This is a genomic window from Burkholderia seminalis DSM 23518 (assembly GCF_902832885.1).
Lineage (GTDB): Bacteria > Pseudomonadota > Gammaproteobacteria > Burkholderiales > Burkholderiaceae > Burkholderia > Burkholderia seminalis.
In genome coordinates, this window is record NZ_CADFDK010000004.1 from 603294 (window position 1) to 616278 (window position 12985).

General features: G+C 69.2%; 12 protein-coding genes. 9 read left to right on the forward strand and 3 right to left on the reverse strand.

The window, feature by feature from the left end; translation table 11 throughout:
- The first annotated feature begins 60 nt into the window (after window positions 1-60).
- From HWX00_RS16865 to HWX00_RS16900, 8 genes are all read left to right on the forward strand, one after another.
- On the forward strand, window positions 61-1401 hold the full coding sequence (locus tag HWX00_RS16865; protein WP_034189464.1) for an aspartate aminotransferase family protein: 1341 nt from the start codon (window positions 61-63) through the stop codon (window positions 1399-1401).
- A gap of 239 nt (window positions 1402-1640) precedes the next feature.
- Window positions 1641-3143, forward strand: a complete 1503-nt coding sequence (locus HWX00_RS16870) for an APC family permease (protein ID WP_175028391.1) — start codon at window positions 1641-1643, stop codon at window positions 3141-3143.
- On the forward strand, window positions 3140-3727 hold the full coding sequence (locus tag HWX00_RS16875) for a DUF3156 family protein (protein WP_175028390.1): 588 nt from the start codon (window positions 3140-3142) through the stop codon (window positions 3725-3727). The genes HWX00_RS16870 and HWX00_RS16875 overlap by 4 nt, the downstream gene beginning before the upstream one ends.
- A 69-nt stretch (window positions 3728-3796) precedes the next feature.
- Window positions 3797-4735 carry a helix-turn-helix domain-containing protein gene (locus tag HWX00_RS16880; RefSeq protein WP_034189533.1) on the forward strand — a complete coding sequence of 313 codons (939 nt, stop codon included), beginning with the start codon at window positions 3797-3799 and terminating at the stop codon, window positions 4733-4735.
- Window positions 4736-4901: 166 nt separating this feature from the next.
- A complete protein-coding gene (locus HWX00_RS16885; protein WP_034189467.1) occupies window positions 4902-6110 on the forward strand; it encodes a porin in 1209 nt (402 codons plus the stop codon).
- A 195-nt stretch (window positions 6111-6305) separates the two neighbouring features.
- Complete coding sequence (locus HWX00_RS16890) at window positions 6306-7544, forward strand: ABC transporter substrate-binding protein (RefSeq protein ID WP_175028389.1); 1239 nt, start codon at window positions 6306-6308, stop codon at window positions 7542-7544.
- Window positions 7545-7578: 34 nt separating this feature from the next.
- Window positions 7579-8448, forward strand: coding sequence for a carbohydrate ABC transporter permease (locus HWX00_RS16895; protein WP_034189469.1), 870 nt, complete (start codon window positions 7579-7581; stop codon window positions 8446-8448).
- Window positions 8418-9305 (forward strand): carbohydrate ABC transporter permease, encoded by an 888-nt coding sequence (locus HWX00_RS16900; RefSeq protein WP_175028388.1) that lies wholly within the window; start codon window positions 8418-8420, stop codon window positions 9303-9305. Before HWX00_RS16895 ends, HWX00_RS16900 begins: the two co-directional genes overlap by 31 nt.
- 32 nt (window positions 9306-9337) lie before the next feature.
- Here the strand turns inward: HWX00_RS16900 and HWX00_RS16905 are convergent, their stop codons facing one another.
- The gene (locus HWX00_RS16905; RefSeq protein WP_175868126.1) at window positions 9338-10360 is read right to left on the reverse strand and encodes a LacI family DNA-binding transcriptional regulator; all 1023 of its coding nucleotides are present in this window, start codon (window positions 10358-10360) and stop codon (window positions 9338-9340) included.
- 6 nt (window positions 10361-10366) lie between these two features.
- On the opposite strand from HWX00_RS16905, the gene HWX00_RS16910 reads away from it, so the two are divergent.
- Window positions 10367-11287 carry a phosphatidylinositol-specific phospholipase C gene (locus HWX00_RS16910; protein WP_175029255.1) on the forward strand — a complete coding sequence of 307 codons (921 nt, stop codon included), beginning with the start codon at window positions 10367-10369 and terminating at the stop codon, window positions 11285-11287.
- Here the strand turns inward: HWX00_RS16910 and HWX00_RS16915 are convergent, their stop codons facing one another.
- Window positions 11288-12244 carry an alpha/beta hydrolase family protein gene (locus HWX00_RS16915; RefSeq protein WP_124607741.1) on the reverse strand — a complete coding sequence of 319 codons (957 nt, stop codon included), beginning with the start codon at window positions 12242-12244 and terminating at the stop codon, window positions 11288-11290.
- 51 nt (window positions 12245-12295) lie between these two features.
- The gene (locus HWX00_RS16920; RefSeq protein ID WP_175029254.1) at window positions 12296-12907 is read right to left on the reverse strand and encodes a LysE family translocator; all 612 of its coding nucleotides are present in this window, start codon (window positions 12905-12907) and stop codon (window positions 12296-12298) included.
- Between the last annotated feature and the right edge of the window lie 78 nt (window positions 12908-12985).

Here is a 12985-nt window from a genome sequence, read left to right on the forward strand (position 1 = left end):
GCGGCGCGGCCCCCGAATCCGAACGACCCAGGTTCAAACGATCCGACAGTGGAGATTGCAATGAGCTACAACGAAGCGAAATTCTGGCACCCGATGGTGCACCCGAACGAGATGAAGCAGCGCAAGCCGATCCGCATCGTGCGCGGCGACGGCTGCTACGTGTTCGACGAACAGGGCCGCAAGCTCGTCGACGGCGTCGCGGGCCTGTGGAACGTGAACGTCGGCCACAACCGCCAGGAGGTGAAGGACGCGATCGTGCGCCAGCTCGACGAGCTCGAATACTTCCAGCTGTTCGACGGCATTTCGCATCCGCGCGCGGAAGAACTGTCGAAGAAGGTGATCGACATGCTCGAACCCGAAGGGATGCGCCGCGTGCTGTACAGCTCGGGCGGCTCCGATTCGATCGAGACCGCGCTGAAGATCGCGCGCCAGTACTGGAAGGTGCGCGGCCAGGCCGACCGCACGAAGTTCATTTCGCTGAAGCAGGGCTATCACGGCACGCACTTCGGCGGCGCGTCGGTCAACGGCAACACGGTGTTCCGCCGCAACTACGAACCGAACCTGCCCGGCTGCTTCCACGTCGAGACGCCGTGGCTGTACCGCAACCCGTTCACGCAGGATCCCGAGGAACTCGGCCGGATCTGCGCGGAACTGCTCGAGCGCGAGATCCAGTTCCAGAGCCCCGACACGGTCGCCGCGTTCATTGCGGAGCCGATCCAGGGCGCGGGCGGCGTGATCGTGCCGCCGGCCAACTACTGGCCGCTCGTGCGCGAGGTGTGCGACCGCTACGGCGTGCTGCTGATCGCCGACGAGGTCGTGACGGGCTTCGGCCGCAGCGGCAGCCTGTTCGGCAGCCGCGGCTGGGGCGTGCGCCCGGACATCATGTGTCTCGCGAAGGGCATCTCGTCGGGCTACGTGCCGCTCGGCGCGACGGTCGTGAATGCGCGGATCGAGGAGGCATTCGCGGCGAATGCCGATTTCGGCGGCGCGATCATGCACGGCTATACGTATGCGGGCCACCCGGTCGCATGCGCGGCCGCGATCGCGAGCCTCGACATCGTCGTGAAGGAAGACCTGCCGGCGAATGCGGCGAAGCAGGGGGCGTATCTGCTCGAGGCGCTGAAGCCGTTCGCGGAGCGTTTCGCGGCGGTCGGCGAGGTGCGCGGCAAGGGGCTGATGCTCGCGCTCGACCTCGTCGCGAACAAGGACACGCGCGAGCCGATCGACCCGCTGTCCGGCTATGCGAACGCGGTCGCGGAAGTCGCCCGCGAGAACGGCGTGCTGGTGCGCCCGGTCGGCACCAAGATCATCCTGTCGCCGCCGCTCGTGATCCAGCGCGAGCAGCTCGACCGGATCGTCGACGCCCTCGCGGCGGGCTTCGAGGCCGTGCCGTTCGCGTGACGGCGTAGCCGCATGACGGCAAACCGGCGGCGGGACGCGCGAACGCCGCCGCGGGTTTGCCGATTTGCGCTATGACCTGGTTTTTTTGCCTGCGTATTTTTTCGACATCGGATCACGCCGTGATCGACAGGGGTCCGGGAACGAAGCGCTGAAGCGCCGCCCCGGGCCGATCGCAAGGCAAATTTGGCACCAGCCGCCGACGAAGCGCGGGTTCGGGCCAGCACTGGAAGGAGACGAAGATGTCGGGATGGTCAGGCGTTTCCGGCGCCGCGGGCGACACGTCCGCCGGCTCGCCGGCGCAAGCGGGCGGCGGCACCGCGCTGAAGGCCGGTGCGGTCGGTTTTCCGACCGCGCTGGCGAGCGCCGTCGGCCTCATCATGGCGAGCCCGGTGATCCTCACCGCGACGTCGGGCTTCGGGATGGGCGGCTGGGCGTTCGCGGTCGCGATGATCATCGCGTTCGTGATGATGCAGGCGCAGGCCACCACGTTCTCCGAAGCCGCCGCGATGCTGCCGACGGCCGGCTCGGTCTACGATTATCTGTCGTGCGGGCTCGGCCGCTTCTGGGCGATCACCGGCACGATTTCCGCGTATTTCCTCGTGCACGTGTTCGCCGGCACGGCCGAGACGATCCTGAGCGGCATCATGGCGCTGGTCAACTTCGAATCGCTGAACGCGGCGTTCGAGAGGCACAACAGCTCGTGGCTCGTCGGCGTCGGCCTCGTGGTCACGTTCGCGGTCACCAACATCGTCGGCATCAAGGTGTTCAGCAAGCTGGAGATCGTGCTGACGGCCGGCATGTGGCTGTCGCTGATGATCTTCGGGATCCTCGGTCTCGCGGCCGCGCCCGCCGTGCATCTCGACGGCTGGTTCGGCGGCTCGGAAGTCGGCACGTCGGTGCCGGCCGTGCTGTCGCTCGTCGGGATGGCGATGTTCATGTTCGTCGGCTGCGAGTTCGTCACGCCGCTCGCGCCGGAAATGAAGGCGCCGGGCAGGACGATTCCGCGCGCGATGGCGCTCGGCCTCGTCGGCGTCGCGATCTGCATGTTCCTGTACGGCGCGGCGATCCGCCGCCAGGTCGCGAACGTGCCGGTGAGCCCCGACGGCCTCACGCACCTGCTCGACACGCCGGGCGCGATTCCCGCGTTCGCGCTGCAGGTGCTCGGCCCGTTCGGCCGCGTGTGGTTCGGCATCGCGTTCCTGTGCGCGGGCGCCGCGACGATCAACACGCTGATGGCCGGGCTGCCGCGCATCCTGTACGGGATGGCGATCGACGGCGCGCTGCCGCGCTGCTTCGCATACCTGCATCCGCGCTTCAAGACGCCCGTGGTCGGCATCGTGGCGGCGGCGATCGTGCCGATTTTCCACGCGTGGCTGATCAACGGCAATCTCGACAGCATCCTGCACCTCGTGCTCGCCGCGACCTGCGCGTGGGGCACCGCGTACCTGCTGGTCACGGCATCGGTCGTGATGCTGCGCATCCGCCGCCCGGACCTACCGCGCCCGTACCGGTCGCCGCTGTTCCCGCTGCCGCAGATCGTGTCGAGCGTCGGCATCGTGCTCGCGATCTGGTACATCACGCCGCCGGGCATGAACGCGCGCGACATCTACGTGCCGTTCGGCGCGATGCTCGGGCTCACCGCGCTGTACGCGCTGTTCTGGACGCTCGTCGTGCAGCGCCGGCATCCGTTCAGGCCGGTGCCGGTCGAGGAAGTGCTGCGCAACGAGCACGTTGCGTCGTGAAGGCCGCGCTCGCCCGCTGGCGCGCGGCGCCCGACGCGCCGCCGCCCGGTCATCGGCCCGGCGCGATCGCCGCGCGGGTGCTGGCCGACCTGCAGGCCGCGCGCGAGGCCGACGATATGGGCGGCGCCACGGCGCGCCTGCCGAACGGCGTGCGCGTGAGTGTCGACGAGCGCGTCGAGCGGCAGTTCCTGATGCATACGGTCAGCGTGAAGGTGGCCGCGACCGTGCGCGGGCCGGCCGCGCAGGGTAGCGCCCGCGTGCGGCAGACCGGCTGGATGCGCCGGACGGGGATCGACGGGGTACGCGACTCGGGATGCGACCCCGTATTCGCTGACACGCTGACCGCGCTGGTCGCCGAGCCGTCGCTGGTCGACGCGCTGCGGCCGCTGCACCTGACCGAGTGCACGATCGGCGCGCGCGACGGCCGCTGGACGCTCGTGATCGTGCCGTTCGGCGGCAGCGAGGTCGTGAACCGGATGCCGTCGTTTCGCCGCTACGTCCGGCTGACCGGCGAGCAGGCCGCCGCGCTGTCGGCGGCCTTGCTTGCGTTCGAAACCGCACTACGCAGGATTTTGCGAGGGTAAGCTGTGGCGCTGCGTGCCGTGCGAATCCGGCGGCCGCATCCAGGACCAAGGGTTTTACCGGAGATGCCGATGCTGTTCCAGTCACGCTCACACGAAGACGTGCACGATCACGGGCTCGCGATCGCGGGCTGGCATCAGGTCTACCGCCAGATGACGCCCGGCCCCTTCAAGGGCACCGTCACGCAGGTGCTGTACGACGATTTCCACTTCTTTCGCGAAACCACCAACCGGCGCGTCGCGCAAACCGGGCTTGCGCCGGCCGGGCGCACGTCGCTCGCGGTGCCGTTGTCCGTCCCGCTCGCGGGCACCTTCCAGGGCCAGCCGGTCGACGGTTATGCGCTGCTCGCGCTGCGCGCCGGCGAGGATTTCGAATTCCACACGCCGGAAGGAATGGGGCTCGTCGGGATCAGCGCGGCGTCCGACATGGTCGACGAGTTGTGCGAGGCCGAATTCGGCGCGGCCGGCGCGCGCAAGCTGCGGCACGTGACGCGGCTGTCCGACGAACAGGGCGTTGCGCTCGGCGTGCGGCTGTCGGCGCTGATCGACGACGCGCAGCGCAACCCGGGCCACCTCGAGCACGCGGCCACGCGCAAGATGTTTCGCGACGCGATGCTCGGCATGTTCCTCGATGCCCTCGAACAGGGTATCGGTGTCGAGCGCCGCGACATCACGCATGCCACCTACAGCGATATCGTGAGCCGTTGCGAGAAGCATCTGCGCGACCGGCCCGAGGAGCCCGTCACCGTGCTCGAACTGTGCCGCGCGCTGCGCTGCAGCCGCCGGACGTTGCAGACGAGTTTTCAACGCGTGGCCGACGTCACGCCGGTCGGCTACCTGCGCACGATCCGGCTGAACGCGGTGCGCCGCATGCTGCGCACGACGTCGGCGCAGCAGCTCGGCGTCGGCGAGGCCGCCGCGAGCTGGGGATTCACGCATCTCGGCTATTTCGCGCGAGAGTATCGCGACCTGTTCGGCGAACTGCCTTCCCAGACGACGCGCCCCGAATGATGCGCGCTGCCCGCGACGGCGCCGCCGGGCAGCGTCGCGGGCAGTGCAATCCACCGTTTGCCGATTTGCGATAGAGGTCCTGAATTTTCGCTGGATAGAGTCCCGTCACCCATATCGACAACGCCATCGATTTGCACTGCGAATCGATGAACACAGAGGGCGGGACATGAAAATCGGACGACGACTGGCCGCAGCCGCGGCGACGCTGGGTTGCATGCACGCACACGCGCAGACCTCGGGAAGCGTGACGCTGTACGGCACCGTGGATACCGGCATCATCTACTCGACGAACCAGCAGTTCACGCGTGCGGACGGCAGCACGGGCGGCGGCCATGCGTGGCAGATGGGCGGCGGCAACCTCGTGCCGTCGCGCTTCGGTTTCCAGGGCGCCGAGCCGCTGGGCGGGGGGCTCGACGCGGTGTTCACGCTCGAGCAGCAGTTCCTGTCCGCGAACGGGCAGGCGCTGCAGGGCGGCACGGCGTTCAGCCGGCAGGCGTGGGTCGGGCTGCGCCAGGACGGCATCGGCACGCTCGGTCTCGGCCGCCAGTACGACTCGTACACCGACATGCTCGGCGCGTACGTGTCGAGCAACAACTGGGCGACGCCGTACGGCTCGCATCTCGGCGACGTCGACAACCTGAATGCCGCATTCAACTTCAACAACGCGGTGAAGTTCACCAGCGCCGATTTCCACGGGCTCACGTTCGGCGGCACGTTCAGCTTCGGCGGGCAGGCCGGCGACTTTTCCGCGAAGCGCGGTTATGCGGTGGCCGCGACGTACACGCGTGCGCCGGTGGCTTTCTCGGTCGGCTATCTCGACCTGCACCAGCCGCTCGACGCGGCGCTCGGCGGCGCGAGCGGCTACATCGGCGATTTCGCGTGCAGCAACGCGGGCGCGATGTACTGCCTGCTGCAGGATGCGGGCTCGATGCGCGCGTTCGGCGCGGGCGGCTCGGTCGCGCTCGGCGCGGCGACGGTCGCGCTGACGTACACGCATACGCGCCTCGGCGACAGCCGCTATTTCTCGACCGCCGCGCAGCCGCGCACGCAGGCGTTCACGTTCGACATCGGCGAGCTGAACGTCACGTACATGTTCACGCCGGCGCTGCAGGGCGGCGTCGCGTACATCTTCAACGCGGCCCATACCGACGGGCGCGGCACGACGCGCTTTCATCAGGTGAATGTCGGCACGAACTACAGCCTGTCGAAGCGCACCGCGCTGTACGCGGTCGCGATCGGCCAGATCGCCAGCGGCACGGGGCTCGGCACCGATGCGAACGGCAACGCGGTGAACTACGCGCAGATCCCGGTGCTCGCGAACAGCAACGCGAGCCGGCAACTGGCCGTGATGGCCGGGATCCGCGTGAACTTCTGACCGGGGCGCAGGGGCGGAGCGGCAGGCGGGGCGGGGCAGCCGGGCGCGGCGGCGGCCGTTCCCGCCGTGTGCCATAAATTCTTAACGATCGGCGTGAACAATGGCGTTCGCATCCGGCGGCCAGCCGCGTCACCCGCGTTGCACACGTGTGCAACGCCTGGCCGCTCCGCCACCACGCCGAACGAGAGAGACCTCATGACCTTGCTGAGCCGCCTGCGCGCGCTGTCCGCCGCCCTTGCGCTGTCCTTCGCCGCCACGCACGCCGCTGCGGCCGATCTCGTCATCGCGGGCCGCGACGACATCTACGGCAAGGGGCTGGCCGACGCCGTCGCCGGCTTCAACAAGCTGCACCCGGGCACCGAGATCGAGCTGCTCAAGCTGCCGAACGCGAACCTGTACCAGAAGCTCAAGCTGTCGATGCGCGAAGGCACCGGCACGTACGACCTCGTGATGATGGACGACACGTGGGCGCCCGAATTCATCGGCAACGGCTGGCTGAAGCCGCTGCCGGCGTCGCTCGCGGACGCCGATCTCGTGCCGTCCGCCGTCGCGCTCGGCCGCAACGCGGCCGGTGCGCTGTACGCGCTGCCGATCGTCGGCAACGTCGAGATGTTCGCGTACCGCAAGGACCTGCTCGCGAAATACAAGCTGCAGCCGCCGCGCAACTGGGACGACGTGCTGAAGATCGCGCAGACCGTCGGCGGCGCGGACAAGAGCGTGTCGGGCGTCGTGTTTCGCGGGACCAAGGGCAATCCCGTCGTGACGGGCTTCCTGCCGATCCTGTGGGCGTACGGCGGCGACGTGTTCGACCAAGCCGGCAACGTGACGATCGATTCGCGCGAAGCGCAGGCCGCGCTGAAGACGTTCCTCGCGCTGAAGGCGTCCGCACCGAAGGACGTCGACGTGTACGGCGCCGCGGAAGTGCGCGACGCGCTGCAGCGCGGGACGGCCGCGCAGTCGATCGAGGTGTGGCCGGCGTGGGTGCCGGCGCTCGACGATCCGAAGCAGTCGCGCGTGGTCGGGCAGATCGCGCTGCAGCCGCCGCCCGGGCAGACCGCCGGCCCGGCGCCGATGCTCGGCATCTGGCAGATGGGCATTCCGAAGGACGCACCGCACGCGAAGCTCGCGCAGGACTTCCTCGCTTACCTGACCGCGCGCGATACGCAGACGCGCCTCGCCGGCATCGGCATTCCGCCGACCCGCCGCAGCGTGTTCAACGATCCGGCGCTGGTGCGCCAGTACCGCTGGTATCCCGATCAGCTGAAGGCGCTCGAAGCCGGCCGCGCACGGCCGCGCGTGAAGGACTGGCAGCAGGTCGAGAGCATTCTCGGCGACCAGCTGCAGCTCGCGCTGACCGGGCAGGCCGCCCCCGACGCCGCGCTGCGCCAGGCGCAGCAGAAGATCGCGCAGGCGACGGCCGCGGCCGGCAAGTGACCGCCCGCGTCAACCCGGTGGCCGGAGGTCGCGCATGAAGTCCTTCGGCCGCAGCCTGCCGTTCGTCGCCCTGCTCGGGCCCGCGCTGCTGGTGCTCGCCGCGCTCGCGCTGTATCCGGTCGCGCAGGTGCTGATCGATTCGTTCTGTCAGGTCGACTACTCGGCCGGGCGCCGCGCGTTCACGGGGCTCGCGAACTACCGCGCGGTGCTCGGCGACGACGCGTTCGCGGCCGGCTTCGGCAACACGCTGCGCTTCACGATCGTCGCGTCGCTCGCCGAAGTCGCGCTGGGCTTCGGTCTCGCGCTGCTGTTCGTGCGGGCGTTTCCGGGCCGGCGCATCGCGCTGCCGCTCGCGATCCTGCCGATGATGCTGTCGACGCTCGTGTGCTCGGCGATCTGGCGCAACTGGCTGAACTTCGACGGCTTCCTGAACACGCTGCTCGCGGCGTTCGGCATCGAAGGCGTGCGCTGGCTGTCCGATCCGCATCTCGCGCTCTGGTCGCTCGCGCTCGTCGACGTCTGGCAGTGGACGCCGATGGCGTTCCTGATCGTGCTGGCCGGGCTGCAGTCGATTCCGCAGGAGCTGTACGAGGCCGCGCGCACCGACGGCGCGAGCGAGTGGCAGTGCCTGCGCGACATCACGCTGCCGCTCGCGGCGCCGCAGATCGGCCTCGCGCTGCTGCTGCGCTCGATCGATACGTTCAAGCTGTTCGACAAGGTCTATGCGCTGACGGGCGGCGGCCCCGGCAATGCGACGCAGACGCTGTCGACCTATATCTACGACACGGGCTTCCGCTTCTTCAACGTCGGCCCGGCCAGCGCCGCGTCGGTGCTGATGCTCGCGGCATCCGCGGTGCTGGTTTCGGGGTACGTATGGCAGACGGTTCGCAAGCGGCGCGCATGACGGCGCATCCCGCACGCGTCAGGGGCCCACGCACGGGCGCCGCATTCGGTCGCGCGGTGCCGTGGGGTTTGCGCGTCGTCGCGCTCGTGCTGTTGCTGCTGCCCTGCCTGTGGATGGCCGGCGCGGCTTTCATGCCGACGCTCGAACGCCTCGATCATCCGCTGCGGATCTGGCCGGCCGCGCCGACCCTCGAGCATTTCGCGTCGGTGTGGTCCAACGGCATCGGTGCGCCGCTGCTCAATTCGCTGCTGGTCGGCTTCGGCACGACGCTGCTCGCGCTGGCGCTCGCGTTTCCGGCCGCGTATGCGCTCGTGCGGCTCCGGTTTCCGGCGCGGCTCGACCTGCTGTTCCTGGTGCTCGTGCTGGCGTTGAAGCTGATGCCGCCGATCACGATCGCGGTGCCGTTGTTCGCACTGGCGAAGCGGCTGCACCTGCTCGATTCGACGTTCGGCCTCATGCTCGCGTACCAGATCTATGCGTTGCCGATGGCGATCTGGATGCTGCTCGCGTTCGTTCGCGAAGTGCCGATCGAGTACGAAGAGGCGGCCTGCATCGACGGTGCGAGGCTCGCGCGGCGGCTCGTGCAGATCGTGCTGCCGTTGTGCGCGCCGGGGCTGATCGCGACCGCGATCTTCGTGTTCATCGCCGCATGGAACGAGTTTCTGATCGCATTGCTGTTCGTGTCGACGCCGAGCCGCTTCACGCTGCCGCTCGCTATTGCCGGCTACGTGACGGAGAACGGCATCGACTGGGGCGACCTGATGAGCGCGGGGCTGATGGCGTCGCTGCCCACGCTGGCCGTGGCCGGCTATGTGCAGCGCTATCTGCTGCGCGGGTTTGCGGGCGGGCTGAAGTGACGCGCGGCCGCGCCGCCCCCGATGTCACGCCGTCACGCGCAGCTGTCCCGCACCACCTGCGCGACCGGCACGACGCGCGTGCGCGACGGGCCGTCGAACGTCTGCATGCGGTCGGCGAGCAGGTCGATCGCCGCGTGCGCGAGGCCGCGCGTGTCCTGCCGGAGCGTCGTCAGCCGATACGCGTCGTATTCGGCGGCGGGGATGTCGTCGAAGCCGATCACGCACAGGTCGTCCGGCACGCGCAAGCCGAATTCGCTGCGCGCGACGTCGATCACGCCGAGCGCGAGCAGGTCGGACGAGCAGAACACGCCGTCGGGCCGTTCGCTCGCGGCGAACAGTTGCCGCGCCGCGTCGATCCCGCTGGCATGGGTATCGGACGGCGTGTCGAGCACGCGGGCGAGCGTCGCGCCGAACGCGTCGCGTTGCCCGAGCGCCTGCTCGAATGCCGCGGCGCGCGACCGCGCGCTGTAGCTGGCCCCGCGCGGCCCGACGAACGCGAGCCGGCGCGCGCCGGCCCGCACGAGCCGCTGCGCCGCCTGGACGGCGCCCGCCGCGTTGTCGCTGACGACGACATCGGCCCCCGGCAGGTTCGCCTCGCGATTGATCATCACGACCGGAATCCGGTGTTCGAGGTACTGCTGCGCGACCGACAGCGGCGGCGACGCGGACGTCATCACGAGCCCCGCGATCCGGTAGCTGAGCAGTTGTTCCAGCGATTGCCTGACCTGGCGCGGATCTTCCGCGTTGGTCACGAGCGGCGTCAGCGCACGCTGCCCGAGCGCGGCCATCAGGTCCGACAGCAGCCGTGCGCGAAACGGGTTCTCGAACCCGGCCGTGACGACGCCGATCATGCTGCTGCGCTGCGTGATCATGTCGCGCGCGATCAGGTTGACCTGGTAGCCGAGCGCACGCGCGGCGGCCATCACGCGTTCGCGTGTTTGCGGTGCGATGCTCGCCGTCGGCGAAAATGCGCGCGATACCGCGGAGCGCGAGACGCCGGCCCGCGCCGCGACATCCGACGCCGTCACCCACGGTTTTCTTTCCTTGTCATTCATCGATTCATGATCCCTTCGCGCCACGAAACGTGCATGCCGCTCGCCGACTGGATGTCGGCGCTCGACGATGCGCGGCTGCTGCATACGCTGACCCTACCGGGCAGCCATGACACCTGTGCGTATACGGTCGACGATGCGCTCGTGCGCACGCAGCGCGCGCCGCTCGACGCGCAGCTCGCGCACGGCGTGCGGCTGCTCGACATCCGCTGCCGGCACGTGCGCGACGCGTTCGATATTCATCACGGCGGTATCGCGCTGGGGATGACGTTCGACGACGTGCTGGCAAGCTGTGCGCGCTTTCTCGACGCGCATCCGCGCGAATGCATCGTGATGTCGGTGAAGGACGAGTGGCCGGCACAGGCGTGCACACGCGGGTTCGACGCGACGTTCGACGCGCATCGCGCGCGGTACCCGCGGCTGCGCTGGCATGCCGGCGGCACGCTGCCCGCGCTCGGCGACGTGCGCGGCGCGATCGTGCTGCTGCGGCGCTTTCGCAGCGGCCGGCCGCTCGGCATCGACCTGACTGCATGGCCCGACAACGCGACGTTCACGATCGATCATCCGGACGGCGCGTTCGTGATCCAGGACGAATATCGCGTGCCGGTGGCCGCATCGATCGCGTGGAAGTGGCGCGCGATCGACGCGCTGCTGACGCACCTGCCGGTGCCGGACAGCGGCCGCTGGGCGATCAGTTTCTGCAGCGGGACGGGAATGGGCGCGAATCCGTCCGTGGTGGCGCACGGCGACGGCAGGGTGCCCGGCATTCATGCGAGGCTGGCCGAGCGGTTGCATGCGCAGCGCGGCCCGCATGGCGCGATGCTGCTCGATTTCTGCGACGACGACGACTGGGCGCTGGTGCGCGCGCTGATCGAATGCAATGACCACGTGCCGGAGCAGGGCGTCTGGCGCAAGGCGTTTCGCTGTTAGTCAGCGCAGGTTCGCGTTGAAGAACGCGAGCGCCTTCGCGTCGAGTGTCCGGTGGAAGGCCGCGCGATCGAAGCCCTTTGCGTCGGTGCAGATGTCGGGCGCGTCGCGCGCCAGCTGCTCGGGGCACGGCGCCAGGAATGCGAAATGCGCGGCATTCGGCACGACGTGGAATTCCGGCCGCTGCGGCAGCAGGGCCGCCAGCGCGGGCGCCATTTCCGGCACCACGCCGTCGCCGCCGGCCTCGGAGGCCCAGAGCTGGATCGGCGCATGCACGTCCTTCAGCGTGTCGGCGCTCGGGAATGCGTCGAACGGATCGGCGAGCACGTAGGCCTTGATGCGCGGATCGTGCGTCAGCGGCGCTTTCGGCACGTCACCGTCGCGGATTTGCCGGCAGATCGGCCATGCCGGGTCCGGGCAGGCGAGCGCCGCATGCACGAAATCCGGGTTGGCGCCGGCCAGCACGAGGCCCGTGTAGCCGCCGCGCGAAAAACCGAAGAAGCCGATGCGGGTCGGGTCGGTTCGTGCGGCATCCGGCGCCTTGTCCAGCATGTAGTCGACCAGGCGCTTGATGTCGGCCGGACGCTCGACGAAGTCGCTCAGATCGGCCGCGCGGCTCATGTCGGAGAACGTGTCGCCCGGATGGTTGATCGCCGCGACGACGTAGCCCGCGTCGGCAAGCGTTTCCGCGAGGTCGTGATGGCCGAGGAACGTGCCGCTGTGGCCGTGCGAGATCACGACGAGCGGCAGCTTGTCGCCGGCGGTCGGGCAGTCGCGCTGCCCTTGCAGCACGAAGGGGCCGATCGTGAGCGGCCGGCCGGGGGCGGCGCAGGGTGTCCAGATGGCCGCCCGCACCGCGGGGCCGCGGGTGTCGGCCGGAATCGTGACGAACTTGACGCCGGCCGCATGCGCGATCGTGGCGGACAGGCAGAGCAGGACGGCCGATAGCCAGGTTTTCATGTGCAATCCCGGGCAAGGGCGGGCGCCGCGATACGCGCCGGACGGAAGCGCTTACCGCGTCGCGATCGCCACTGCCGCGGAGGCCATCGCGGTCGCGCTCGTGCGGTTCGCGATCCGTTTCGCACGCGTCGATGTCAGGAACGTGCGTGCACGCGATGCGAGCAGCGACCAGAAGCAGTCGGCAAGAATCAGCACGGCGAGCATCGTGCCGACGAGTTCGGCCCACGCAGCGACACTGACATGCGCGAGATCGACGATGGTCGGCAGGAGTGCGAGATAGAACACCATGATCTTCGGATTGCCGAGCGTCACGAGCATGCCGGCGACGAACATGCGCCACGGCGACTGGCCGCGCGGCAGGTCGTCCGCGCCCGTGTCGGCGGGCGCGATCCACATTTTCCACGCGAGGAACAGCAGGTACGCGACGCCAAGCAGCTTCAGCACGAACAGGCCCGTTGCGAACGTGCGCGCGAACGCCGACAGCCCCGCGACCGCGAGCGTGAGCCACAGCGCTTCGCCGAGCCACATTGCCATGAGGAACGGCAAAACGTCGCGGATGCCGTTCGTCAGCACGCGCGCGACGAGCGCGGCGACGCTCGGTCCGGGCGTGCCCGCGGTGACGAGCAGGGCGAAGGCGAAGACGGTGAGCGTGGACAGCGTCATGGCGGGCCTCGGGAGTGGGACGTTCGAAACGTATGAAGTATCGATTATAGTGACGGCCGTTCCAGCCTGCCTGAATTG